Source organism: Spirillospora sp. CA-294931 (assembly GCF_050946795.1).
GTDB lineage: Bacteria > Actinomycetota > Actinomycetes > Streptosporangiales > Streptosporangiaceae > Spirillospora.
In genome coordinates, this window is record NZ_CP192006.1 from 2,437,785 (window position 1) to 2,460,321 (window position 22,537).

21 protein-coding genes are annotated in these 22,537 nt (G+C 72.0%); 15 read left to right on the forward strand and 6 right to left on the reverse strand.

The window, feature by feature from the left end:
• Positions 1-17: 17 nt before the first annotated feature.
• The 3 genes from ACQPY4_RS11270 (at position 18) to ACQPY4_RS11280 (ending at position 1,540) form a co-directional block, all read left to right on the forward strand.
• Positions 18-542, forward strand: a complete 525-nt coding sequence (locus ACQPY4_RS11270; protein WP_433335269.1) for a hypothetical protein — start codon at positions 18-20, stop codon at positions 540-542.
• 253 nt (positions 543-795) lie between these two features.
• Positions 796-1,305, forward strand: a complete 510-nt coding sequence (locus ACQPY4_RS11275) for an HNH endonuclease (RefSeq protein WP_433335271.1) — start codon at positions 796-798, stop codon at positions 1,303-1,305.
• A gap of 19 nt (positions 1,306-1,324) precedes the next feature.
• Positions 1,325-1,540 (forward strand): FmdB family zinc ribbon protein, encoded by a 216-nt coding sequence (locus ACQPY4_RS11280; protein ID WP_433335273.1) that lies wholly within the window; start codon positions 1,325-1,327, stop codon positions 1,538-1,540.
• Between the two features lie 80 nt (positions 1,541-1,620).
• On the opposite strand, the gene ilvD is transcribed toward ACQPY4_RS11280, so the two are convergent.
• Together ilvD and ACQPY4_RS11290 are read right to left on the reverse strand one after the other, a co-directional pair.
• On the reverse strand, positions 1,621-3,465 hold the full coding sequence (gene ilvD / locus ACQPY4_RS11285; protein WP_433335275.1) for a dihydroxy-acid dehydratase: 1,845 nt from the start codon (positions 3,463-3,465) through the stop codon (positions 1,621-1,623).
• Between the two features lie 239 nt (positions 3,466-3,704).
• Positions 3,705-4,490, reverse strand: coding sequence for a nuclease-related domain-containing protein (locus ACQPY4_RS11290; RefSeq protein ID WP_433335277.1), 786 nt, complete (start codon positions 4,488-4,490; stop codon positions 3,705-3,707).
• Between the two features lie 226 nt (positions 4,491-4,716).
• Here ACQPY4_RS11290 and ACQPY4_RS11295 point away from each other — a divergent pair, with 226 nt between their 5' ends.
• Together ACQPY4_RS11295 and malQ are read left to right on the forward strand one after the other, a co-directional pair.
• Complete coding sequence (locus tag ACQPY4_RS11295; protein WP_433335279.1) at positions 4,717-6,144, forward strand: amidase; 1,428 nt, start codon at positions 4,717-4,719, stop codon at positions 6,142-6,144.
• A 60-nt stretch (positions 6,145-6,204) separates the two neighbouring features.
• Complete coding sequence (malQ, locus tag ACQPY4_RS11300; protein WP_433335281.1) at positions 6,205-8,313, forward strand: 4-alpha-glucanotransferase; 2,109 nt, start codon at positions 6,205-6,207, stop codon at positions 8,311-8,313.
• Here malQ and ACQPY4_RS11305 read toward each other — a convergent pair.
• Positions 8,209-9,204, reverse strand: a complete 996-nt coding sequence (locus tag ACQPY4_RS11305) for a hypothetical protein (RefSeq protein WP_433335283.1) — start codon at positions 9,202-9,204, stop codon at positions 8,209-8,211. The genes malQ and ACQPY4_RS11305 overlap by 105 nt on opposite strands.
• Positions 9,205-9,544: 340 nt before the next feature.
• Positions 9,545-12,076 carry an aminopeptidase N gene (gene pepN / locus ACQPY4_RS11310; RefSeq protein WP_433335285.1) on the reverse strand — a complete coding sequence of 844 codons (2,532 nt, stop codon included), beginning with the start codon at positions 12,074-12,076 and terminating at the stop codon, positions 9,545-9,547.
• Positions 12,077-12,242: 166 nt separating this feature from the next.
• Between pepN and ACQPY4_RS11315 the strand changes: the two genes are divergently transcribed.
• From ACQPY4_RS11315 to ACQPY4_RS11345, 7 genes are all read left to right on the forward strand, one after another.
• Positions 12,243-12,857 carry a mycothiol-dependent nitroreductase Rv2466c family protein gene (locus tag ACQPY4_RS11315; protein ID WP_433335287.1) on the forward strand — a complete coding sequence of 205 codons (615 nt, stop codon included), beginning with the start codon at positions 12,243-12,245 and terminating at the stop codon, positions 12,855-12,857.
• 97 nt (positions 12,858-12,954) lie between these two features.
• Positions 12,955-13,653 (forward strand): energy-coupling factor ABC transporter permease, encoded by a 699-nt coding sequence (locus ACQPY4_RS11320; protein ID WP_433335289.1) that lies wholly within the window; start codon positions 12,955-12,957, stop codon positions 13,651-13,653.
• The gene (locus tag ACQPY4_RS11325) at positions 13,650-13,958 is read left to right on the forward strand and encodes a PDGLE domain-containing protein (RefSeq protein WP_433335291.1); all 309 of its coding nucleotides are present in this window, start codon (positions 13,650-13,652) and stop codon (positions 13,956-13,958) included. The genes ACQPY4_RS11320 and ACQPY4_RS11325 overlap by 4 nt, the downstream gene beginning before the upstream one ends.
• Positions 13,959-14,723: a cobalt ECF transporter T component CbiQ gene (cbiQ, locus tag ACQPY4_RS11330; protein WP_433335293.1), complete on the forward strand. Its 765-nt coding sequence runs from the start codon at positions 13,959-13,961 to the stop codon at positions 14,721-14,723.
• Positions 14,720-15,481: an energy-coupling factor ABC transporter ATP-binding protein gene (locus ACQPY4_RS11335; RefSeq protein ID WP_433335295.1), complete on the forward strand. Its 762-nt coding sequence runs from the start codon at positions 14,720-14,722 to the stop codon at positions 15,479-15,481. The genes cbiQ and ACQPY4_RS11335 overlap by 4 nt, the downstream gene beginning before the upstream one ends.
• Before the next feature lie 128 nt (positions 15,482-15,609).
• A complete protein-coding gene (locus ACQPY4_RS11340) occupies positions 15,610-16,557 on the forward strand; it encodes an ATP-binding protein (protein ID WP_433335297.1) in 948 nt (315 codons plus the stop codon).
• Positions 16,558-16,638: 81 nt separating this feature from the next.
• On the forward strand, positions 16,639-17,115 hold the full coding sequence (locus tag ACQPY4_RS11345; RefSeq protein ID WP_433335299.1) for a ribose-5-phosphate isomerase: 477 nt from the start codon (positions 16,639-16,641) through the stop codon (positions 17,113-17,115).
• A 19-nt stretch (positions 17,116-17,134) separates the two neighbouring features.
• Here ACQPY4_RS11345 and ACQPY4_RS11350 read toward each other — a convergent pair whose 3' ends face one another.
• Together ACQPY4_RS11350 and ACQPY4_RS11355 are read right to left on the reverse strand one after the other, a co-directional pair.
• Positions 17,135-17,335: a hypothetical protein gene (locus ACQPY4_RS11350; RefSeq protein ID WP_433335301.1), complete on the reverse strand. Its 201-nt coding sequence runs from the start codon at positions 17,333-17,335 to the stop codon at positions 17,135-17,137.
• A 16-nt stretch (positions 17,336-17,351) separates the two neighbouring features.
• Entirely contained in the window at positions 17,352-18,545 is a 1,194-nt protein-coding gene (locus ACQPY4_RS11355; RefSeq protein ID WP_433335303.1) for a GNAT family N-acetyltransferase, read from the reverse strand.
• Between the two features lie 123 nt (positions 18,546-18,668).
• Here ACQPY4_RS11355 and ACQPY4_RS11360 point away from each other — a divergent pair, with 123 nt between their 5' ends.
• From ACQPY4_RS11360 to ACQPY4_RS11370, 3 genes are all read left to right on the forward strand, one after another.
• Positions 18,669-19,784 (forward strand): PP2C family protein-serine/threonine phosphatase, encoded by a 1,116-nt coding sequence (locus ACQPY4_RS11360; RefSeq protein ID WP_433335305.1) that lies wholly within the window; start codon positions 18,669-18,671, stop codon positions 19,782-19,784.
• Between the two features lie 91 nt (positions 19,785-19,875).
• Positions 19,876-20,538 (forward strand): hypothetical protein, encoded by a 663-nt coding sequence (locus ACQPY4_RS11365; RefSeq protein ID WP_433335307.1) that lies wholly within the window; start codon positions 19,876-19,878, stop codon positions 20,536-20,538.
• 558 nt (positions 20,539-21,096) lie between these two features.
• Positions 21,097-22,488, forward strand: a complete 1,392-nt coding sequence (locus tag ACQPY4_RS11370) for a sensor histidine kinase (RefSeq protein WP_433335309.1) — start codon at positions 21,097-21,099, stop codon at positions 22,486-22,488.
• The last annotated feature ends 49 nt before the right edge of the window (positions 22,489-22,537 follow it).

Consider the following 22,537-nt stretch of genomic DNA (forward strand, 5'->3'; position numbering starts at 1 on the left):
ATCGGGGGTTGAAACACATGAAGAGCACTATCGTCGGCGGCCGCATGCTCACGCGTGCCGCCGCCGGCGCCGTCGCGGTGGGCGCCACATTGGCCGCCGCGGCACTGCCCGCCCAGGCCCGGACGGCCGAGCCCGCCGCAGCCAAGGTGGACTTCGCCTACTCCTCTCCGGAGATCGCCGACGCGGGGGACAAGGTCACCTGGCACTGGACGATCAAGAACAGCGGCACCATGGACGTGCACAAGGTCGTCCTGACCCACAAGCTGACACCGATGCTGAAGATGGCCTCGGTCAGCCCGGGCTGCAAGGCGCTGGCCACCGCGGTCAGGTGCGAGTACGGCCTCCTGGCCAAGGGGGTCTCCCGCACCGGCACGCTGGTGGCGCAGATTCCGGCGGAGGCGTCGGGGACCGTCCAGATCAACGGCCGGGTCACCTGGCAGCAGGGGCCGGTTCCGGCCGCCGGGCAGGACGTGGAGCCGGCGGTGCGTCCCGCCGTCGAGCAGGGTTCGGCCCCGGCCGAGCCCGACCCGCCGAGGCGCTGAGACGGGGTCCCCGCCGCCGCCGGACGCGGCGGCGGGGCCCTTCGGGGTTCGATCCGGCACGCAAGTGGGGATTAATGGGGTAGCGGACGACCTCCCTCAGGCGCCACACTGATTCAGGGTGGTTCGCCCCTGAGGAGGTCCTCATGGCGAGTGCGCAGGTGCCGGAGACAATAATCGGGCCTCGGTGGGAGGCGCGCTCGATCGCGCCCGCCGAGGCGAGCGGAGGTCATCAGAGCCCGGCGGAGGCCGTCTGATGCGCCAAGTCCTCCTCCTCAACGCGACCTACGAACCCCTCACGACCCTTCCCCTCCGCCGCGCGGTCTGCCTCGTGCTCCGCGAGAAGGCGGAGATCGTCCACAACGACGCCTCGGGCGCCGTCCTGCATTCGGCCACGATGTCGATCGAGGTCCCCTCGGTCATCCGGCTCCGCCGCTACGTCCGGATCCCGTTCCGCACCCGCGTCCCCCTCACCCGCGCCGCCCTCATGCGCCGCGACAGCTTCCGATGCGTCTACTGCGGCCGCCGCGCCGAGACCATCGACCACGTCCAGCCCCGCAGCCGGGGCGGCAAGCACGTCTGGGAGAACTGCGTCGCCTCCTGCATGGCCTGCAACCACCGCAAGGCCGACCGCCTCCTGGAAGAACTCGGCTGGACGCTCCCCATGACCCCCGGCGTCCCCCGAGGCGCGCACTGGCGCCTGATCGGCATCGTCCACGACGGCGACCCCCAGTGGGCCCCCTACGTGACCGAACCCGCCGCCTAGGCACGCGTATCCTGGTCGCGTGCCACGTTACGACTATCGCTGCCGCGCCTGCGGAGACACCTTCGAGGTCTCCCGTCCCATGATCGAGGCGTCCGATCCCGCTCCGTGCCCGGCCGGCCACGCCGACACCGTGAAGCTCCTGTCCACGGTCGCCGTCACCGGCAAGGCCCCGTCCACCCCCCAACCCCGCCCGGCCACCGGAGGCGGCTGCTGCGGCGGAGGCTGCTGCAGCTAGCCCACCAGGCAAAACGCGAGGTGCCCAGCGACTCCGTCGCCGCGCACCTCGCGAGCTTTGTCGTGGATTGGGGCCGCCGGTCAGCGGGAGAGTTGAGTGATGTCTCGGGTGGCGCCCGTGGACGCGGAGGTGGTCATGGCGGCGTAGGCCTGGAGGGCCGCGGTGACGGGGCGGTGGCGGTTTCGGGGGCGGTAGGTGCCCAGGTCCTTCAGGAGGCGTTCGCGGCGGGTGGCGAGTTCGGCCTGGGGGACGTCGAGTTCCAGGACGCGGCGGGGGATGTCGATCACGATGCGGTCGCCGTTCTCGACCAGGGCGATGTCGCCGCCGGCGGCGGCCTCGGGGGAGGCGTGGCCGATGGACAGGCCGCTGGTGCCGCCCGAGAAGCGGCCGTCGGTGATCAGGGCGCACGCCTTGCCGAGGCCGCGGCCCTTGAGGAAGCTCGTCGGGTAGAGCATCTCCTGCATGCCGGGGCCGCCCTTGGGGCCCTCGTAGCGGATGACGACGACGTCGCCCGCGGTGACCTTGCCGCCGAGGATGCCCTCGACGGCGTCCTCCTGGCTCTCGAAGACGACGGCGGGGCCGGTGAAGGTCCACAGCTCCTCTTCGACGCCCGCGGTCTTGACGATGGCGCCGTCGGGGGCGATGTTGCCGTACAGGACGGCGAGGCCGCCGTCGGCGGTGTAGGCGTGCTCGGCCGAGCGGATGCAGCCCTCGGCGCGGTCGAGGTCGAGGGTCTCCCACCGGGCGTTCTGGCCGGACGCCTGGGTGGTGCGGACGCCCCCGGGGGCGGCGTGGAACATCTCGACGGCCTCGGGGAGGACGTCGGGGGACGTGACGTCCCACTTGGCCAGGAACTCCGGCAGCGAGTTCGAGTGGATCGTGTGGGCGTCGCGGTGCAGGAGCCCGGCGCGGTCGAGCTCGGCGAGCAGGGCGGGGATGCCGCCCGCGCGGTGGCAGTCTTCGACGTGGTACTTGGCGGTGGCGGGCGCGAGCTTGCAGACGCAGGGGACGCGGCGGGAGAGCTCGTCGATCTCCTTGAGGCCGAAGTCGACGCCGCCCTCGCGGGCCGCGGCCAGCAGGTGCAGGATCGTGTTGGTGGAGCCGCCCATCGCGATGTCGAGCGCCATGGCGTTCTCGAAGGCGTCGCGGGTGGCGATGTTCAGCGGCAGGACGCGCTCGTCGTCGTGGTCGTAGTAGCGCTTGGCGATCTCGACCACGGTGCGTCCGGCGTCGGCGTAGAGCTTCTTGCGCGCGACGTGGGTGGCCAGGACGGTGCCGTTGCCCGGCAGGGCCAGGCCGATGGCCTCGGTGAGGCAGTTCATCGAGTTGGCGGTGAACATGCCGGAGCACGACCCGCAGGTCGGGCAGGCGTTCTCCTCCATCTCGGCCAGCCGCTCGTCGGAGACCGAGTCGTCCGCCGAGGCGATCATGGGGTCGATCAGGTCGAGCTTGGTGACGCCGTCGACGGGCTTGCCGGCCTCCATCGGGCCGCCGGAGACGAAGACGGTGGGGATGTTGAGCCGCATCGCGGCGATCAGCATCCCGGGGGTGATCTTGTCGCAGTTGGAGACGCAGATCAGGGCGTCGGCGCAGTGCGCGTTGACCATGTACTCGACGGAGTCGGCGATCAGCTCGCGGGACGGCAGCGAGTAGAGCATCCCGCCGTGGCCCATGGCGATGCCGTCGTCGACCGCGATCGTGTTGAACTCGCGCGGGACGCCGCCCGCCTCGCGGACGGACGCGGCGACCATGTCGCCGACCTCGCGCAGGTGGACGTGCCCGGGGACGAACTGGGTGAAGCTGTTGGCCAGGGCGATGATCGGCTTGCCGAAGTCGTCGCGCTCCACGCCGCTGGCGCGCATGAGGGCGCGGGCGCCCGCCATGTTCCTGCCGTGGGTGACCGTGCGTGATCTGAGCGGCGGCATCGCGGGACCTCTCAACCTGGTGGCGTGCGGTGAACTAGCAGGTCGCAGCGGCGGATCGCGGCGCTGCCGCCGGCTCGCCAGAGGTCGTGTCAGGCCGGCCCGTGCTGGTCTCCATGGTAGCAACGGCCTGCGATGCGTTCGTCGGAGCGGCACCCCGGCGTCCGGGGTGCCCCTCCGGAGGGGCTCGTCGTTGAGCCTTGCGCTCGGGCGGCCCTGGCTTGGGCCGCCCCGCGGGACCCTTAGTCGGGATACTTCGGCGGCAGAGCGTTCTCGGCCGCGGTGTAGATGTTGTGGACGTCGGTCTCGGTCAGGATCTTCGGACGCCGGCGCAGGTAGCCCCGTGCCCGGTTGCCCGAGTAGACGTCGACGTCCCGGACCCTCATCACCTTCCAGGGAATGGACGGACCGTAGATGGCCACCGACGGCTGGACCGGCACGTCGAAGCCGACCTTCCCGGCGATGATCTTGCTGGCCTGGTCGGCCTCCCACCGGGCCTCGTCCAGGCGGTCCTTCTTGTTGAAGGGGCCGTGGAAGAGCTTGCGGTGGGACAGGGTGCGGACGGGCAGGCGCTTGTCCCACTTCTCCGAGTCGATGGCGTACACGCCGCTCGGGCCGATCACCAGGTGATCGATCCGGCCGTCGCTGACGCCCTCGTCGTCGCGGGGGACGGCCCGCGCGTGCAACACGCGGTAACCGGCCTTCTCCAGGGCCCTGAGCTGCCGTTCGGTCCGGCGCTCGGCCGCCGACGACTTCTGCCACGCCTGCACGCTCGTGCTCTTGCGCGAGCGGCGGACGGTGTCGAAGACGACCGCCGCGACCGCGACGGTGACTCCGATCCGGAAGTCGAAGACGACCGCGAACGCGATGCCGAGCGCGACGGCCACGCCGACGCGCTGCGCCCACCGGCGGATCTTGGGGTCGTTCAGCAGATCGCCGTAGGTGCGGCCGTCGGGCTTTTCCTCGTCGGTCCGTTCATGAGGCTGCCCCCGCGCCTCCTGTGAGTTGCCCCGCTCCATGATCGCCATGAGTGACGCTCCGTATTCCTTTCGCGTCGGATGCATGATCCTCCGAGCGCAGAGTAATCATTTCCAGGTTCGGCGACTAGCCATGCCGGGTTAATAGTTTTGTCGCCAAGTCTGGGTGATTCGCGTCTGTCCTGGCTGGGTAGGTTGGCATTCACCCCCTCTTCCCGAGTCGTGCCCTGGATGCCATCTTTGATGCTCGCTCATGAGGCGTCTACCGTTCCCCGGTGTGACACATACCCATGACCTGAGCGCTACCCGCCTCGCCGAGGCCGTCCGTGCGCGCGAGCTGTCCCCGGTGGAGATCACCGACCACTACCTTGAGCGGATCGAGCGGCTGAACCCGCAGGTCGGCGCCTACGTGACGGTGACCGCCGAGCTGGCGCGCGAGCAGGCGAGGCTGGCCGAGAAGCGGGTCATGGACGCCGCTGACCAGGCAGATCTGCCGCCGCTTCTGGGGGTGCCGGTTCCGGTCAAGGACCTCAATCTGGTCGAGGGCGTGCGAGTCACGCTCGGATCGGAGGTTTTTGCCGATCTGACCGGTTTTCTTGACGACAACGTCGTCGTCCTCCTGAGGGAAGCGGGGTCTGTCCTTCTGGGCAAGACCAGCACCCCCGAATTCGGACTGCCCTGTTATACCGAGAGCGGCGTGGCAGAACCCGCCCGGACGCCGTGGGACCTCTCCCGGTCGGCCGGCGGCTCCAGCGGAGGAGCGGCCGCGGCGGTGGCGGCGGGCCTCGCGCCGGTGGCCCAGGGCAGCGACGGCGGCGGCTCCATCAGGATTCCCTCCAGCGTCTGCGGCCTCTTCGGCATCAAGCCCACCCGTGGCCGCGTCTCGCAGGGACCGATCAATCCGGACCTCTTCGGTCTGGCCACCAACGGCCCGATCGCCCGGACGGTCCGTGACGCCGCCCTCCTGCTGGACGTCATGGCGGGCCACATGCCCGGCGACATCTACGCCGCCCCGCCACTGGCCCCCGGGGAGACCTTCCTCGGTTTCGCCGACCGCGCCCCGGGCCGCCTGCGGATCGCGCGGAGCATGACCCCGCCCGTGAGCGAGGCCGAGGTGCACCCCGAATGCGTCCGGGCCTACGACGACGCCTCCGCGCTCCTGGAGGAGCTCGGCCACGAGGTCGTGGAGCTGCCCCCGGTGCTCGGGCCCGACCTCGTCCCGCACTTCGAGCTGCTCTGGGGCGTCATGGCCACGCTCACGCCGGTCGACCCCGAGCGCGAGCACCTGCTCCAGCCGCTGACCCGCTGGCTGCGCGAGCGGGGCCGCGCCACCTCGGCCACCCAGATCTTCCAGGCGCACGCCACCCTCCAGGCCGCGCTCCGGACGGCGTTCCCGATCATGGACGAGTTCGACGCGATCCTGCACCCGACGCTGGCCGCGCCGCCGGTGCCGGTCGGCCACTTCCACGGGGAGGAGCCCGAGGAGAACTTCCGCCGCCAGAAGCTGTTCACGCCGTTCTGCGCCCCCTACAACATCTCGGGGCAGCCCGCCGTCAACGTCCCGCTGCACTGGACGGACGACGGCCTCCCCATCGGCGTCATGCTCGCCGGACGCCTGGGAGCCGAGGGCACGCTGATCTCCCTCGCCGCCCAGCTGGAGGAGGCCCGGCCTTGGATCGACCGCAAGCCCGAGATCTGGGGCTGAACCCTCGGCAAGCCGGACGCGAGGGGCCTTAGGGCCGCGCATGTGGGGCATGGAGGCTGTGTGAAGGATGAGCGATTGGAGGCCCGCGCCCGGGCCCGGGGCGTGGCGACCGTCTACACCGATTGGCGCGGGCGTGAGACCAAGGTCTCGCCGGAGACGCTGCGTGCCGTGCTCGACTCCCTGGGCACGGAGAAGCCGCCCCCCAGGCTGCTCCCCGAGTTCCTGGTCCGCAGCCCCGGGGACCCGCGGCCGATCACCGTTCCGTGGGGGGCGAAGGGACCCCACGATCTGTGGCTGGACCAGGAGGAATGGGCCGGCGAGCTTCGCGGGACCACCGCCCGCACCGAGGACGGCCTGGTCAGGCAGTACCGCGTCCCCGCGACCGTGCCGCTCGGGTGGCATCGCATCCGGGTGCGCGGCAACGGCCAGTCGGACATGACCCAGCTGCTCGTGGCCCCGGCCCGGCTCCCCGAACCGCCCCGGGCCTGGGGGCTGACCGCCCAGCTCTACTCGCTCACGTCACGCGGCTCCTGGGGCATGGGCGACCTGCGCGACCTCGCCGATCTCGCGACCTGGGCCGGACGCGATACGGGGGCGGGATTCGTCCTGGTCAATCCGTTGCACGCGACCGAACCGGTGCCGCCCATCGGTGCGTCGCCCTACTCCCCGATGAGCCGCCGTTTTCCCAGCCCGTTGTATCTGCGGGTGGAGGACGTCCCCGAGTTCGCGAGCCTGCCCAAGGGGGACCGCGAGGACGTTGCGGCCCTGGCGGCCGCCGCGAGGGCCCATGACGAGAGCATCGACCGGGACGCGGTATGGGCGGCAAAAAGGGAGGCCCTGGAGCTCCTTCACCTGTACTCCGACGACCGGGGCACGGCCTTCGACGACTTCCTCACCCGGGAGGGCAAGGCCCTGACCTCGTTCGCCACCTGGTGCGCCTTGGCCGAGAAGCAGGGGACCGCCGACTGGCGCCGCTGGCCCGCCGAGCTGCACGACCCCGCGGGCACGGCGGTGGCGGCCGCGGCCAAGAGCCTCGCCCGCCGCGTCGACTTCCATCTGTGGGTCCAGTGGCGCCTGGACGAGCAGCTCGCCGCGGCGCAGCGCGCGGCCCGCGAGGCCGGGATGCCCATCGGGATCGTCCATGACCTGGCGGTCGGCGTGCACCCGGGCAGCGCCGACACCTGGATCTTCGGCTCGATGTTCGCTCCCGGCATGAGCGTGGGCGCTCCGCCCGACGAGTTCAACCAGCGCGGCCAGGACTGGGGCCAGCCGCCCTGGCACCCCGAACGCCTCGCGGAGGCCGCCTACGGCCCGTTCAGGGCCATGGTGGGGGCGGCCCTGCGGCATGGGGGAGGGCTGCGGCTCGACCACGCCATGCAGATCTCGCGGCTCTGGTGGGTGCCCGAGGGCGGTTCGCCCGCCGACGGCACCTACGTCCGGTACGACCGGGACGCCCTGCTCTCGTGCCTGGTCTGGGAGGCCCACTGGCACGGCGGGGTGATCATCGGGGAGGATCTCGGCACGGTCGAGCCCGAAGTGCGCGACGACCTGGCCGATCGGGGCGTTCTGGGCACGTCCCTGCTCTGGTTCGAGCGCGACCAGCAGGGCCGCCCGAGACCCCCGGAGTTCTGGCGGGAGGCGTCGCTGGCCACCGTCGGCACGCACGACATGCCCCCGATCACCGGCTTCCTGCACGGCGACCACATCGAGCTGCGCGACCGGCTCGGCCTGCTCACCCGATCCAGCGACGAGGAGGCAGCCGACCACCGGCGCCAGCTCGCCGAATGGCTGTCGATGTTGCAGGCGCGCGGGCTCCTGTCATCCCTGTACCGGGAGGACGAGGACGTCGTCCGGGCCCTGCACGCCTTCCTGACGCTCACCCCGGCCCGCCTCATCGGGATCTCCCTGGCGGACGCGGTCGGCGAGCGCCGCACCCAGAACCAGCCCGGGACGGTCGACGAGTACCCCAACTGGCGCGTGCCCTTGGCCGACGCGGACGGCATGACCGTCCAGCTGGAGGATCTGGCGTCCGACCCCCGGGTGCGGGCAGCGCTCGCGCCCCTGTCAGGCCAGAGCGGACGCGAGCCGGACGGTCACGCCGTGCAGGAGGTCGTCCGGCACGATCTCGGCACCGGCGATCACGGAGAAGATCGCGGGCAGGCCCGGTAGCGGGTACGAATCGCCGTTCGCCCCGGCCAGCGCCGCCTTGCCGAGGGGATGATGCCGCATGGACGCGCAGGCCCGCGCCCACGCCGTCTCGACCTCTTCGGGGGACGGGACGCCGAACCCGTGCCCGACCGGCGCCGCGTGCCGCAGCTTGACCACGGCGGTGTCGGTGAAGTCGGCCGCGAGCTTGCACCGGCTCACCAGGTCGGCGCGGACCTTCTCGTCCAGCCGGGTCATGACGCTGCAGGGCGTCCGGCAGCGGGACGCGCAGTCGCCGAGGGCCTGCGCGACCTGGCTGTGCTGCCGGTCGAGGTAGGCGCGCCACCCGGGAGGAGGCTCGTTGGAGACCCGCAGCGTCCGCTCGCACGCGGAACGTTCCGGCCGAGTGTGGTCGCACTTCCGCTCAGACCCCGGCTCCACCGGGACGCCGAACCGGCTGTCGGGCCCGGTGACAGCCGCTCCGATCAACGCCGGGTCGCCCGCGTGCCCGAGCACCGGCTCCCAGGCCAGCAGCGCGAGATACTCGCTCGCGATATGGACGGCGGCCACCAGCGGCGCCATCTCCCGCCGCCGCCACCGAATGGCGATGACCTCCAGCAACAGCGCATACGCCGGCCTCAGACTGGCCAACGCTCCCCGGGGACGCTCCTTGGGCGCCTGAGGCATCCGGCTGGCCCGCGCCCGATCCAGAAGGTCCTTGGGCACCTCCCCGACCGCCTCAGGCATCCCGAAATCTTCGGCGTCCAGATCAAGCACCCGCTGCCCGAACGCACACAGCGCCGCCACCGGCTCCGCACTACGAGGCGAGAGAACCCCCTCCGCCACCAGCGCCTCAAGATCGCCAAAGGCGTACCGGCCGGCCAGCACCCTGAAAACGTCCCGCGCGGTCTCCACAACCACACCCTTCCACCCCAGTGTTTGCCTGGGGGTCCCAACCCCCGGACCCCCAGGCGGGGGCCTGACGCCATCCTCGGTCGCTAGCGCTCCCTGCGGGTGGCGTCAGGCCCCCGGTGGGGCTCCGCCCCACGCCCCGCTCAGGGGCTCCGCCCCCGAGACCCCCGAGACCTCCGAGCGCCTTTGGGGGTCCAGGGGGCGGAGCCCCTTGGCGGGGGCGCGGGGCGCGGAGCCCCGCTAAGGGGTGCGACGCCCGGAACGGAGCGCCAGCGGAGTGCAGGGCGGCGTAGCCCGCCCCGGGGGGCGTGGGGGGTCGCCCCCCACACCAGTACAGCCCCCCTCACGAACTCCCGTCTTTTGCGCGGGCGCGTAGGGCGCGGGCCACGCCGTCGCGGCCCTCGGACAGGAGGCGGAGCAGCGCCGAGGGCGGGTCGTTCTCGCGGATGTAGGCCTCGGTGCGGTCGACCGTCGACTGCTCGACGATCAGGAACGGGTAGCCGACCTCGGCGAACGTCTGGGACGTGTCGCTGGTCCACTCCTTCCAGATGCGTCCGACCTCGGCGAAGTAGCGGTCGACGTAGGGGACCAGAAGGTCGGCCTGGTCGGGCTCGACGAAGCCCCCGATCGTGGCGCGGAACACCGCGTTGGGCAGTTCGCCGCCGACGATGCGGTCCCAGGCGGCGGCCTTGGCCTCGGCGGTCGGGATCGCGGAGCGGCAGGCGGCCGCGTGGCGCTCGCCCGCGGCCGTCGCGTCGCGCTCGACCTCGGCGGCGATCTCGTCCTCGCCCGCCCGGCCCTGGACGACCAGGCGCCGCAGCAGCGCCCAGCGCAGGTCGGTGTCGACCTTCAGGCCGGGCAGGGACTCCGACCCGTCCAGCAGGCCCTGGACGTGGGAGAGGTGCTCGTCGCTGGTCGCGACGGCCGAGAACGCCTGCGCGTAGGCGAGCTGGAAGTCCGAGCCCGCCTCGGCCTCCTGCGCCAGCTCGTGCAGCGCGTCGGCCATGAGCCGCTGGCCCTGCTCGCGCCATGCCGGGTCGGCGTACTGCTGGACGGAGGTGCGGGCCTGGCGCAGCAGCGTCTGGGTCACCGAGATGTCGGTGACGCCGCGGATTCCGCTGATCACGAGCTTGACGTAGTCGCGGGTGGCCATCTCGGCGTCGCGGGTCATGTCCCACGCGGCCGACCAGCACAGCGCACGGGGCAGGCTCTCCCGAATGTCGCCGATGCCTTCGACGAGGGTCTTCAGGGAGTGCTCGTCCAGCCTGACCTTGGCGTAGGTGAGGTCGTCGTCGTTCACCAGCACCAGGTCGGGACGCTTCTTGCCGACCAGTTCGGGGACCTCGGTGGCGGCGCCGACGACGTCCAGCTCGACGCGGTCGCGGCGCACGATGCCGTCGGGGGTGCGGTCGTAGAGGCCGATCGCGACGCGGTGCGAGCGCAGCGTCGGGTACTCGGGCCTGGCCTCCTGCAGGACGGTGAACGAGGTGAAGTTCTCCTCGCCGTCCACCTCGTAGACCGGGCGCAGCGTGTTGACCTGGGCGGTCTCCAGCCACTCCTTGGACCAGGCGCGCAGGTCGCGTCCGGAGGTCTCCTCCAGCGGGTCGAGCAGGTCGCCGAGGACGGTGTTGCCCCAGGCGTGCGCGCGGAAGTAGCGCCGCACGCCCTCCAGGAAGTTGTCGCGGCCGACATAGGCCACCAGCTGCTTCAGGACGCTGGCGCCCTTGGCGTAGGTGATGCCGTCGAAGTTGACCTCCACCGCGCGGATGTCGGGGATGTCGGCGGCGATCGGGTGGGTGGAGGGCAGCTGGTCCTGGCGGTAGGCCCACGCCTTCTCCAGGTTCGCGAACGTCGTCCACGAGCCCTTCCACTTGGTGGCCTCGGCCTGGCACATCACGCTCATGTAGGTGGCGAACGACTCGTTCAGCCACAGGTCGTCCCACCAGCGCATGGTGACCAGGTCGCCGAACCACATGTGCGCCATCTCGTGCAGGATCGTCTCGGCGCGGCGCTCGTAGGCGGCGTCGGTGACCCGCGACCTGAAGACGTAGTCCTCCAGGAAGGTGACGCACCCGGCGTTCTCCATCGCGCCCGCGTTGAACTCCGGCACGAACAGCTGGTCGTACTTGGCGAACGGGTAGGGCAGGTCGAAGACGTCCTCGAAGAAGGCGAAGCCCTGCCGGGTCACGTCGAGGATCGCGTCGGCGTCGAGGTGCTCGGCCAGCGAGGCGCGGCAGAAGACGCCCAGCGGGATCGTGCCGCCGTCCTCGCGGCGGTACTCGTCGCGGACGACGTGATACGGCCCCGCGACCAGCGCGGTGATGTACGTCGAGATCCGCGGGGTCGGGGGGAAGTGCCAGCGGCCCCCGCCCTCGCTGTCGGCGGCCTCGTTGGTCACCACCTGCCAGCCTTCGGGCGCGGTGACGGTCAGCTCGAAGGTCGCCTTGAGGTCGGGCTGGTCGAACGAGGTGAACATGCGGTGCGCGTCGGCCGTCTCGAACTGCGTGTAGAGGTACACGCTCTGGTCGACGGGGTCGACGAACCGGTGCAGGCCCTCGCCGGAGCGGGAGTAGGTGCAGTCGGCGACCACGCGCAGCTCGTTGGTCGCGGCGAGCGAGGGCAGCGGCAGACGGCCCTTCTCGGCGTCGTAGGAGGCGGGGTCGAGGGCGGCGCCGTTCAGCGTGGCCTCCCGGACGGTGGCGCCGTGGAGGTCGACGAAGGTCGACGCCCCGGGCTCGGCGCAGTCGAAGCGGACCACGGTGGTGGACCCGAATCGCTCCTCACCCGTCGTGAGGTCCAGCTCCACCGTGTAGCCCTCGACGGTGAGCAGCCGGGCCCTTTCCCGCGCCTCATCGCGCGTGAGGTTGCCTGCCACGTGTACTCCTTGGTCGTCCCAATGTCGGTCTCGTTCCCCCATTCCTACCAACAGGGGGCGGGATCGGTCTCCGTCGCGGGCGGCGGAATTCCTGTGTCGGCGGGAATGGTGACACGGACGCGCGGGTTGCCGCTGGTAAGTGCTGATCAGGCCTAGGAGGCTTACCGTGGCGCAGGACGGCCGCAAACCCGTCGATTTTTGGTTCGACCCGAAATGCCCGTGGGCGTGGATTACCTCCCGTTGGATCCTCGAAGTCGAGAAGCAGCGGCCGATCGATGTGCGCTGGCATGTGATGAGCCTGGCCGTCCTCAACGAGGACAAGGACGTCACCGACGGCTACCGGCGCGGGCTGAGCGACGCCTGGGGCCCGGTGCGCGTCTGCGTCGCCGCCGAGAAGAAGTACGGGCCGGAGGTGCTCGGCAGGCTCTACACCGAGCTGGGCACCCGCCGCCACCATGACCGGAGGAAGCTCGACCGCGCGATGTTCGAGGAGGCGCTGACCGCCGCCGGGCTGGACCCCTCGCTCGCCGACGCCGCCGAGTCGGACGAGTACGACGAGGCCGTGCGGGCCTCGCACGCCGACGGCATCGACCGCGTCGGCCAGGAGGTCGGCACGCCGATCATCGAGGTCGAGGGGCACGCCTTCTTCGGCCCGGTCGTGACGCCGGTCCCGCGCGGCGAGGCGGCCGTCAAGCTGTTCGACGGCGTGCTCGCGGTGGCGTCCACCGACGGCTTCTTCGAGCTGAAGCGGACCCGTACTCGGGAGCCGATCTTCGACTGACCGAAACCCCTCGCCCTACTTGCGATCGACTTGCACCTGCGAGGTCTGCGCCCTCAAACTGGACTGTCAGCGACGAACAGGCAGGACGGTGAGGGAAGTGCACGCACCGGACGGATTCATCAACGTCCCGGTATCGGCCGCGGCCGGAGCGGTGGCCGTGGCGGGCGTCGCCCTGGCGTTGCGCGGCGCCCGCCGCGAGCTGGACGACCGCACGGCCCCGCTGGCGGGGCTCACCGCGGCGTTCGTGTTCGCCGCCCAGATGCTCAACTTCCCCGTCGCGGGCGGCACCAGCGGCCACCTGCTCGGCGGGACGCTCGCCGCGATCCTCGTCGGGCCCTACGCCGGGGTGCTGTGCGTGTCGGTGGTCCTGATCGTCCAGGCCCTGCTGTTCGCCGACGGCGGGCTGACCGCGCTCGGCGTCAACATCGTCACGATGTCGCTGACCACGGTCGTCGTCGGCTACGGCCTGTTCCGCCTGCTGCTGCGGGTGCTGCCCAAGACCAGACCCTCGGCCACCGGGGCCGCCTTCACAGCGGCCGTGGTGTCCGTCCCGGCGTCCGCCGTGGTGTTCACCCTGCTCTACGCGGTCGGGGGCACCGCCGACGTCTCGATCGGCAAGGTCGCGGGCGCGATGGTCGGCGTCCACGTCCTGATCGGGATCGGCGAGGCCCTGATCACCGCGCTGACCGTGTCGAGCGTCCTGGCCGTCCGTCCCGACCTGGTCTACGGGGCCCGCGGCCTGGTCAAGGCTCCCGCCCTCCGCACCACCGCCCCCGAACCCGAGGCCGCGCGATGACCACCAAACGCTTCTTCCTCGCGTTCCTGATCGTCTCGCTGATCCTGGCGGGAATCGTCAGCTACTACGCCAGCTCCGATCCGGACGGTCTGGAGAAGGTCGCCGAAGACAAGGGCATCAGCGCCAAGGAGAAGGACCACTCGCTCAAGGACTCCCCGTTCGGCGATTACGGGGTCAAGGGCGTGGACGACGCGCGGCTGTCGGGCGGGCTGTCCGGCGTGATCGGCGTCGGGGTCGTCCTGCTGGCGGGCGGCGGCCTGTTCTGGGTCGTCCGGCGCCGGGGCGACACCTCCGGGGACAGCTAGATGGGCGCGGGGCACGCGCACCGGCTGTACGTGCCCGGCACCTCGGTCGTCCACCGGCTGCCGCCCCAGTGCAAGCTGGTCGCCGTCCTGGCGTTCGTCATCGCCGTGGTGGCCACGCCGCGCGAGCGGATGTGGGCGTTCGCCGTCTACGCCGTCCTGCTGGCGGCCGTCGCGGCCGTGAGCCGGGTCCCGGCGGGGCTGGTGCCGAGGCGCGTGGTGATCGAGGTCCCGTTCGTGGCGTTCGCGTTCCTGCTGCCGTTCGTGGCATCAGGGGAGAAGGTCGCGGTCCTGGGCGTCCAGGTGAGCCAGAGCGGCCTGTGGGGCGCCTGGAACATCCTCGCCAAGGGGACGCTCGGCGTCGTGGCCTCGATCCTGCTGGCCGCGACCACCGAGCCGAGGATGCTGCTGCTCGGCGTCGAGCGGCTGCGGATGCCGCAGCTCATCACCCAGATCGCCACGTTCATGCTGCGCTACGCCGACGTCGTCACCGCCGAGCTGCGGCGGATGAAGGTGGCCCGGGCCTCGCGCGGCTTCGAGCCGCGCGACCTGCGCGACGCCGGGGTGCTCGCGCGCTCGGTCGGGGCGCTGTTCCTGCGGTCCTACGAGCGCGGCGAGCGGGTGCACCTGGCCATGCTGAGCCGGGGCTACGACGGGCGGATGCCGGTCATGCACGACGTGGGCGCCACCGCCGCGCAGTGGTCGATGGCCGCGGCCCTGCCCGCGGCGGCCACGGTCGTGGCGGCGGCTGCTTGGATTGCGGCATGACGACCCCGTCACTCGAAGTCCGCGGCCTCGCCTACGCCTACCCGGACGGGACGCAGGCCCTCTACGGCGTCGACGTCACGATCGGCCGGGGCGAGCGCGTCGCGCTCCTCGGGCCCAACGGCGCGGGCAAGACGACGCTCGTCCTGCACCTGAACGGCATCCTGGGCGGGGGCCTGGGCGAGGTCAGGGTGGGCGGCCTGCCCGTCGACCCGAAAGACAAGAAGACGCTGCGCGAGATCCGCCGGCGCGTGGGCGTGGTCTTCCAGGACCCCGACGACCAGCTGTTCATGCCGACCGTCCGCGAGGACGTCGCGTTCGGGCCCGCCAACCTCGGCGTCCGGGGCGACGAGCTCGCGTCCCGGGTGGACGACGCGCTGCGCCGCGTCGGCATGGCGGGCGTGGCCGACCGGCCGCCGCAGCATCTGAGCTTCGGGCAGCGCCGCCGGGTCGCGGTCGCGACCGTCCTGGCGATGGAGCCCGAGATCCTCGTCCTGGACGAGCCGTCGTCCAACCTCGACCCGGCCAGCCGCCGCGAGCTGGCCGAGATCCTGCTGTCGCTGGACGTCACCGTCCTGATGGTCACGCACGACCTGCCGTACGCGGCCGAGCTGTGCCCGCGCTCGCTGATCCTTTCGGGCGGCGTGATCGCCGCCGACGCCCCCACGGCCGACGTCCTGGCCGACTCCGAGCTCCTGGCGTCCCATCGCCTGGAGCTCCCCTTCGGGTTCGACCCCGCGTCGGCCCGCTCCTCCCGCTGAACCGCCGGCTGGCCGCCCGCGCGGAATCCGGGCGTTTCGGGGATTCAACTTGCTTAGGCGACCTCCGTTAGGGAGACTCTGACTGGACGACATTGGCAATGGTTTTCATATCCGAAACGGGGCAATTCGTGAAGGTTGCGTTCGTCGGCAAGGGTGGCAGCGGCAAGACCACCCTGTCGTCGCTGTTCATCCGGCACCTGGCCAGCCAGGGGCTGCCGGTGGTGGCCATCGACGCCGACATCAACCAGCATCTGGGCGTCGCGCTCGGGCTCGACGAGGAGCGGGCCGTCAAGGTCCCGGCGATGGGCGAGCGGCTGCCCGAGATCAAGGAGTACCTGCGCGGCGACAACCCCCGCGTCTCCTCGGCCGACAGCATGGTCAAGACCACGCCGCCCGGCGCGGGCTCGCGGCTGCTGCGCGTGGGCGGCGACGACCCGGTGCACGCGCTCGGGCAGGACGTCGACGGCGCCACGCTGCTGGCCACCGGCCCGTTCACCGACGACGACCTCGGCGTGGCGTGCTACCACTCCAAGACCGGCGCGGTGGAGCTGTACCTCAACCACCTGGTCGACGGGCCCGGCGAGTACGTCGTGGTCGACATGACGGCCGGGGCCGACACGTTCGCCTCGGGGCTGTTCACCCGTTTCGACCTGATGTTCCTGGTCGCCGAGCCCACCCGCAAGGGAGTCGGCGTCTACCGGCAGTACACCGACTACGCCCGCGACTACGACGTCGCCATCTCCGTGGTGGGCAACAAGGTCCACAGCGAGGACGACGTGGCCTACCTGCGCGAGCACGTGGGCGACGACCTGCTGACCTGGCTCGGGCAGTCGTCGGCCGTCCGCGCCCTGGAGCAGGGACGTCCCGGCGTCACGCTCGAACCGGAGAACACCGAGGCGCTCGACACCATGCGCGGCGCCGTCGACGCCCGCACCAAGGACTGGGACAAGTTCCACCGGCAGGCCGTGCAGTTCCACGTCAAGAACGCGCGGAGCTGGGCCAGCCGAGCGGTCGGCGAAGACCTGGAGGCGCAGGTCGACCCCGAGTTCCGCTTCCCGGTCGCGCTGGCGGGCTGACCGCCTCTTTGCATCTGCCCTCCGCGCCTGCCCTCCGCACCCGCCCGCCGGGCCCGTTCGGTGGCCTGCGAGAATCGGCGCATGCGCGTGTTTCTTGGATGCGACCATGCCGGGTTCGAGCTGAAGGAGCACCTGGTCTCCTGGCTGAAGGACAACGGCCACGAGGCCGTCGACTGCGGTGCTCTGGTCTATGACGCCGTCGACGACTACCCGCCGTTCGTCCTGCGGGCCGCCGAGCGGACCGCCGCCGAGCCCGGTGCCCTGGGCATCGTGATCGGCGGCTCGGGCAACGGCGAGGCCATCGCCGCCAACAAGGTCAGGGGCGTCCGGGCCGCGCTGGTGTGGAGCGACGACACCGCGACGCTGGCGCGCGAGCACAACGACGCCAACGTGATCAGCCTGGGTGCCCGCCAGCACGACCTGGCGACCGCGACCCGGTTCGTCGAGCTCTTCCTGGCCACGTCCTACTCCGATGAGGCCCGCCACACCCGGCGCATCGACATGCTCTCCGCCTACGAGACGACCGGCGACCTCCCCCCGCTCCCCGAGAAGTCCTGAGGCGGGACGCGTCGCTCGGTCAACGAGGCTCGGGCGGGGTGGGGCGGGGGCCGCGTTTGTTCAGGCGGCGGCGCTCGTTCTTGGCGGCCTTGGCGCCCTTGGCGGGTTCGGGGTGCGTTTTGGCGGGGGCCGGAGGCTCCTCGCCTTCGGGGCGGGGACGCGAGACGTCGCGGGCCCGCATGGCCGCGTCCACCGTGATCCGCATGCTGGGCTGACCCATCGCGTTCGCCTCCTCTTCAGAAGGCCATTGGACACCATGGGGCGGGGTCCCAGGCAAGGGCGCGGGACAGGGCGGTCACGGAACCGGGGGTCAGTTCGCGGACGAGACCGGCCCGCGCCTGCGCCGTGACGCTCACGCCGCCCAGGTAGGCGGCGCCGATGACCTGGACGGGCAGCGCGACGTCGGCGGGACGCAGCGTCCGCTCGCAGCGGCCCCGGCCCGCGCTCGCGGCCAGGTGCCAGCGGCCTGAGTTCCAGGCGCACATCGGGTCGTGCACCTCCATGACCAGGTCGACGTCCGCCGCGTACGCGCGTGCCGACAGGGCGCGGCCGAGGTCGACCGGGCGCACCCAGAGCCCGTCGGCGAACCGGGCCCGCAGGCGCCTGGGGTCCTGGAGCAGGTGCCGGAGCGGGTCGTCGGACGGACGGCGCGGCGCCACGAGCGAGGCGACCAGATCGAGGTCCAGCAGGTGCCGCCAGAGCAGCGCGTGGGCCGGGGGATCGAGGGCGGTCAGTTCGACCAGCGTGATCCGGTTGTCCGGAATGCCGTCCCGGTCCAGACCCGGCCGGACGGAGTACAGCGCGTAACCGCGGGCCCGCGCGGGATCCTCGGCGATGACGCAGCGCAGGGCGTCCTGGCTCGGGTGGAACAGCCGCAGGTTCCACCAGGCGCCGTCGCGGGCGAACTGCCCGGGACGGTCGGCGATCTTGGCGTCGTAGACCTGGGCGAGCCGGGGCCACACCTCGTCCGGCCCGGTGAGGGTGAGCCGCAGGCGCCCGTCGGTCGGGGCCCCGCGCACGAACGCGGACTCGCCACGGTGGATCTCGAACGCCTGGTCGTAACCGGCGCACCCGTACCCGTAGCGCCCGTAGATCCCGGCCTCGCTCGCGAACAGCGCGGCCAGCGACTCGCCTCGTTCGCGCAGGTCGGCCAGTTGCCGCCGCATCAGCGAGCGGAGCACGCCGCGGCGCCGGTGCGAGGGCAGGACGCCGACCCGGCCGACGCCCGCGACGGGCAGCATCCCGCCGGGGACGCTCATCTCCAGCCCGTGCGCGAGCGCCGTGCCGATGATCCGCCGGCCGTCGAACGCGGCGAGGGTCCGGCCCGGCTCCACCAGAGGACGGACGGCCTCGCGCTCCCCGGGTGGCGGCGGGGTGCCGAGGGATTCGGCCACGGCGTCCCAGAACGCGGGGAACTCGGACTCGGCCACGGGCCGGATCGCATACGGAGCGTCACCCGGGGACGGCCCCAGGCCCGGTGCGGCCGGAGTCACGTGTCCCCATGGCGCGGATGCCCGCCGGTCGGGGCCGATGCTCGATACAGTGCCGGAGTCATGCTTCAACGTCTGGTGCACCTGCTCCCGCCGAGGGTCCGCGCTTTCCTGCGCAGGATTCCCATCCTCGTGCGGTTCTACCGGTGGCTCAGGCGGGGGAAGCTGACCCGTGAACGCTACGTGTTCGTAGCTCTCGCGGTGCTTACGATCATCATCGGGATCATCGGCACCGAGTCGCGGGCCTGGGCCCCGTCCGGCGCGCTGGTCCTCACGGTCGTCGGCGGCGGGCTGCTGCTCAAGGTGCGCGCGCTGGTCGCCCTGCTCGGCGTGGTCCTGCTGATGGTCGCCTTCGACGCCTGGCACGACCCCTCGGCGGTCGGTCCCGGGATGATCGCCACGCTGGCGATCACGGCGGTGCTGGCGCTCACGCTGGCCAGGACGCGGCAGCAGCTCGGCGTGCAGGGCCTGCGCGGCGACTCGATGCTGCTGGAGCTGCGCGACCGGCTGCGGCGGCAGGGCGAGATGCCCGTGCTGCCGAACGGCTGGGACTCCCAGGTCGTGCTGCTCCAGGCGGGCGGCTCGTCCTTCGGCGGCGACTTCGTGGTCTCGTCCTGCGACGGCGACCGGCTCGAGGTCGCCCTGGTGGACGTCTCGGGCAAGGGGACCGACGCCGGAACCCGCGCGCTGATGCTCTCGGGCGCTTTCGGCGGATTGCTTGGATCGATCCAAAGTGACCGTTTCCTGCCCGCCTGCAACGCCTACCTCCAGCGCCAGCGCTGGGACGAGGGCTTCGTCACCGCGGTGCACGTGGTGGTCGACCTGGCCACCGGCGAGTTCACCGTCGAGTCGGCCGGGCACCCTCCGGCCGTGCAGTTCGACGCGGGCAGCGGCTCGTGGCGGGTGGGCACGGCCAAGGGCGTCGTCCTCGGGGTCGTCCCCGATCTGCGCTGCGTCCCCGAACACGGGCAACTGCTCCCGGGGGACGCGCTCATGCTCTACACCGACGGGCTGGTGGAGTCTCCCGGCCAGGATCTCGACGCCGGCATCGACCGCCTGCTCGGCCAGGCCGAGCGCCTGGTGCCCGAAGGGTTCCGCAAGGGCGCCAGGGAACTCGTCCAGACGATGGCCGCGGCCCGCGATGACGACTGCGCGCTCGTGCTGATCTGGCGCACCTGACCTGTTTGTCACCGTCAGTCATCGCTGTTTACTCAAAGTAATCGCCGGGTAGGTCGCGCTTGACCTTCCCTACGATCTCTTTGGAGCAATGATGCGTGGTTGGCGATTCTCGGCTCCGGCCCTCGTTCTCGGCGCCGTGACGGCGTTCTCCAGTACGGCGCACGCGGCGCCGCCGCCCGGCCCGGTGCGGGCGCCCGATCCCGTCGCGCCGAAGGCCCACGTCCCGACCCCCGCGGGCGTCGTGGGCGTCCCCGTGCTGCTGTGGCCGACCGCCGCAGCGGTGAAGGGCGGCCCCGGGGGACCCGGCGTCTCGGCGCGCGGGAAGCACGCGGCCAAGGAGACCGCCCCGCCCCTGATCGACCTGGCCGCGTGCCTGAAGTCGCCCCAGGCGAAGGAGACGCCCATCCGCCTGCTGGAACAGACCGCGGAGGGCTTTCTCGTCGCCGCGCTCGGCTGCCTCAAGATCTGGCTTCCGAAGCTCGACCTCGCCCCGCCCGCGGCCCCGACCGGGAAGGTGCAGGTGCCCAAGGAGGGGCTGAACCTGCTCGGCCTCCTCACCGTTCCGCTGCCCGGCCAGACCGACGTCACGAGCCGGACCGGCGTGCCCAGCCGGGCCGACGTGCCGGGCCGGGCCGACGTGCCGAGCCGGGCCGACGTGCCGAGCCGGGCCGAGGTGCCGGGCCCGGGGGACGCCCCGAGCGCGCGGCGGACGACGCGGGCGAGGTCGTCCGCTCGGGTGGGTCCGGCGCGGTGAACCGCCGGGCGTTCCGCCCCCGGGGGCAGGAAATGTGATCGTCACGTGGATGTTGCAGCCAGTGCACGTGCGCACGGCAAAGTGGTTCCCAGATCGCGAACCGCCCGGCCCGTCGGATTCCTCCTCGGCAAGCGGGACCAGGACGGTTGGCGGCACCGAAGGCGATGTCCGTGCGGAAGGCACCCCAGGGGTGGGAGGCGCCGTCCGCGCGGACATCGGCCCCGATTCCCTATAAAACAAGTTGACTTAGTCGGGAAAAGTCGGAACCATGGGAGCCGTGCCCTCCTGGTCGCGGAGGGCGCCCCTCGTCCCCGCCGGTAGGGGCGCTCTTACGGCGGGGAGTGCACGGTGACCGGGACGGTGACGGCACGGGCCGTCCCGGTCACCGGCTGCCCGCGCCGGACGCCCCCCGCCTGGCCTGCGATGTTTCGCAAGGCAATCTCTCGGTTACAACCTGGTTTGCTGATCCTTTGCAAACAATCATCCTGCTCTCCCCCTAAGCAATGGATGTCGTGCGGTGCCCGGCGCCGTGCGCGATCGGGACGGGAGGGCGCCGCGATGACCGTCCGCTCGCGACGCCGCCCTCCGGCCCGGTGGTCCCTGCGAGCGCGCGTCACGGCCGTCGCCACCGCCGTCGTCGGCTGCCTGCTCGCCCTCGGCCTGGTGGTCTTCTACCTCGCGGTCCGCTGGACGGTCTACGAGGACCTGCGCGACCGCGGCGACCGGGCCGCCGCCGACCTGGCCGCGCTGGTGCGCACCACCGACCCGCACGGCCCCCGGGCCCTTCCCGTCGAGGACGCCGACTTCTCCCTGCTCCAGGTCGTGGACGACAGCGGCCGGGTGATCGCCTCCAGCGCGCACCTGGCCGGGCACAAGGCCATGGGCGCCGAGCCCCCGGGAGGCAAGGACCCGACCAACACCGACACGGTCGCTCTTCCCGGGATCGCCGACCGGGCCTATGTCGTGTCCGTCCGGGTCCAGACCCGCGGCGGCTGGCGCACCGCCTACGCCGGGGCGTCGATGGACGACGTCCGCGAGGCCAAGGGCGCCTTCGTGGCCTCGCTGGCCGTGGCCGTCCTGCTGGCGCTCGGGGTGGTGGCGTGGGTCGTGTGGCGCTCGGTCGGCTGGGCCCTGCGCCCGGTCCGGGTGATGAGCGGCGAGCTGGCGGCGATCACCGGGGGACGGCCGAGCGCCTGCCGCGTCACCGTCCCCGGCGGGCACGACGAGGTCACGGGCCTGGCCGAGTCGGTCAACGTCACGCTGGGGCGGCTTGAGGGCGTCGTCGAGAGCCAGCGCGCCTTCGTCGCCGACATCTCGCACGAGCTGCGCAGCCCCCTGACCGGCCTGCGCGCCCAGCTGGAGGTCGCCCTCCAGCAGCCCGACGACGAGGACTGGCCGTCGGTCGCGCGGGCCGCGCTGGACGACGCCGACCGCCTCCAGGGCCTGGTCGCGGACCTGCTGCTCATCGCCAAGCTGGAGGCGGGCGTCCGCGCGCACCGTGAGCCGGTCGACCTCGGCGCCACGGTCGGAGCCGAGGTCGCCCGCCGTCCGCGCCGGGTGCCGGTCGAGACCGTGGCCGAGGACGGCCTGATGGTGTCGGCGACGCCGTCCCACCTGGAGCGGCTGCTGACCAACCTGCTCGACAACGCCGCGCGCCACGCGGCCACGTTCGTCCGGGTCACAGTCGCCGCCGAGGGGGACGACGCGGTGCTGGAGGTCGTCGACGACGGCGCCGGCATCGCCCCCGAAGACCGCGAGCTGGTGTTCCAGCGCTTCCAGCGCCTGGCCGAGAGCCGCCGCAGGGACAACGGCGGCTCGGGCCTCGGCCTGCCCATCTCCCGGGACATCGCCGTGGCGCACGGCGGCTCGCTGGAGGTGGCCGACACCGACGCCGGAGCCCGGCTGGTCCTCCGCCTTCCTCTCGCCGCCGGCTACGACGACCACGCCTGACCCCGCACAGGGGCGGGCTGGGAGGATGACCCGTATGGGGATGGGGATG

Bases quoted from the DNA above. Each gene is read 5' to 3' on its own strand.
- ACQPY4_RS11360 (WP_433335305.1), top strand. From the start codon at position 18,669: ATGCTTCAACGTCTGGTGCACCTGCTCCCGCCGAGGGTCCGCGCTTTC.
- ACQPY4_RS11345 (WP_433335299.1), top strand. From the start codon at position 16,639: ATGCGCGTGTTTCTTGGATGCGACCATGCCGGGTTCGAGCTGAAGGAG.
- cbiQ (WP_433335293.1), top strand. From the start codon at position 13,959: ATGGGCGCGGGGCACGCGCACCGGCTGTACGTGCCCGGCACCTCGGTC.
- ACQPY4_RS11365 (WP_433335307.1), top strand. From the start codon at position 19,876: ATGCGTGGTTGGCGATTCTCGGCTCCGGCCCTCGTTCTCGGCGCCGTG.
- ilvD (WP_433335275.1), bottom strand. From the start codon at position 3,465: ATGCCGCCGCTCAGATCACGCACGGTCACCCACGGCAGGAACATGGCG.
- ACQPY4_RS11275 (WP_433335271.1), top strand. From the start codon at position 796: ATGCGCCAAGTCCTCCTCCTCAACGCGACCTACGAACCCCTCACGACC.
- ACQPY4_RS11290 (WP_433335277.1), bottom strand. From the start codon at position 4,490: ATGGCGATCATGGAGCGGGGCAACTCACAGGAGGCGCGGGGGCAGCCT.
- ACQPY4_RS11325 (WP_433335291.1), top strand. From the start codon at position 13,650: ATGACCACCAAACGCTTCTTCCTCGCGTTCCTGATCGTCTCGCTGATC.
- ACQPY4_RS11370 (WP_433335309.1), top strand. From the start codon at position 21,097: ATGACCGTCCGCTCGCGACGCCGCCCTCCGGCCCGGTGGTCCCTGCGA.
- ACQPY4_RS11270 (WP_433335269.1), top strand. From the start codon at position 18: ATGAAGAGCACTATCGTCGGCGGCCGCATGCTCACGCGTGCCGCCGCC.
- ACQPY4_RS11335 (WP_433335295.1), top strand. From the start codon at position 14,720: ATGACGACCCCGTCACTCGAAGTCCGCGGCCTCGCCTACGCCTACCCG.
- ACQPY4_RS11350 (WP_433335301.1), bottom strand. From the start codon at position 17,335: ATGGGTCAGCCCAGCATGCGGATCACGGTGGACGCGGCCATGCGGGCC.